At 41.5% G+C, this 1,141-nt stretch carries 1 protein-coding gene; it reads right to left on the bottom strand.

Going from position 1 to position 1,141, the window contains the following annotated elements:
- Positions 1 to 215: 215 nt before the first annotated feature.
- The coding region (locus tag HMPREF9018_RS06995) for a VapE domain-containing protein (protein ID WP_008449846.1) at positions 216 to 1,141 on the bottom strand (926 nt) is incomplete at its 5' end.

Raw genomic sequence — 1,141 nt, 5'->3', positions numbered from 1 at the left:
ATTATAATTATTTGGTTGAAAATTTATTTATTCTGATTTTAATATCGGATTATATTTTGATTATGCTGATAGGGCAAACTTCATTTATTCTTTTTCGTTTCCTAAAGTTTTTCCCCAGAAAACTTTTTTCACTTTCTTCTTACTACATATATTTTGATTGTAAGTGATTGACATTCAGGTATGAGTTGTAGTAAACAACTATACTACATACGCTACTACATCAAACTACTACAACTATTTACCAATGGGCAAGGATGGATTTTCCTAATCTTATACACATAGACAGGATTACAACCCTCACGCCTCTTGCTTACCTTTTCAAAGCCAGCTCTTTTGAGTGCTTCGCCCATACGTTTGAGTGTCAAAGGTTGATGCGTATAAACACCTAAATAAGCGAGTATTTCGGTAGTGGTCATGTAAGCACAATGAGGATTGTCCTCTGTTGGCTTTTCAAAACAGCGTAATAGTAGTTCCATTTCTGCGGTCTGTACTTGGAAGTCCTCACTCTCCTTGTAGAGTTCCGTGATTTCTTCATCGTTAAACCAATATCGAAAGCCTGCGTTTAACAAGGCTTTCGCTTCGGTATAGACGGCATCCATAGAAATTTCCTTTGCTCGTTCAATGTCGATGGCAAGTACCTCAAAGGGCAGGAAACGTCTGCTTCCTGTCGGGTCGGTCAAGAAATCATTGCCGTTTACCGATGCCACGAAACTCGCCAAGTGCGAGTGTTCCTCCACATACTTGTCGTAAGGCATACGGTATTTAACCATCGGACAGGTAATAAGGTTCTTGAGTTCATTCTCATCACGCTTGTTGAGGGCTTTGAGCTGGTCGTTGATGTTTACGATAAGGTTCTGACCGATATAAGTAAGTGTGTCCTTCTCCTGCGGATATATTTTTCCTGTGTAGCTGTAACCTTTAAGCGCAGGCGGACAAAGCAAATCAAGAAAGGTGGTCTTGAACTTTCCTTGTTCCCCTGTCAGTACAAGGCAGGTATGGTTACGGCATTCACGGTTGTCCATAGCGTTGGCAACCACTGCAACAAGCCATTTGGTAAGGTACGGCAGCCACTTCTCGGAGTTGCGGATGATAACGCACGATGCAAGGTTGGCTATTGTGCTTTGGTTTACCTCTATCTTGT

This window comes from Prevotella amnii CRIS 21A-A, assembly GCF_000177355.1.
GTDB lineage: Bacteria > Bacteroidota > Bacteroidia > Bacteroidales > Bacteroidaceae > Prevotella > Prevotella amnii.
The sequence above is the reverse complement of the archived record's forward strand: the minus strand, read 5'-3'. Positions and strand labels throughout refer to the sequence as shown.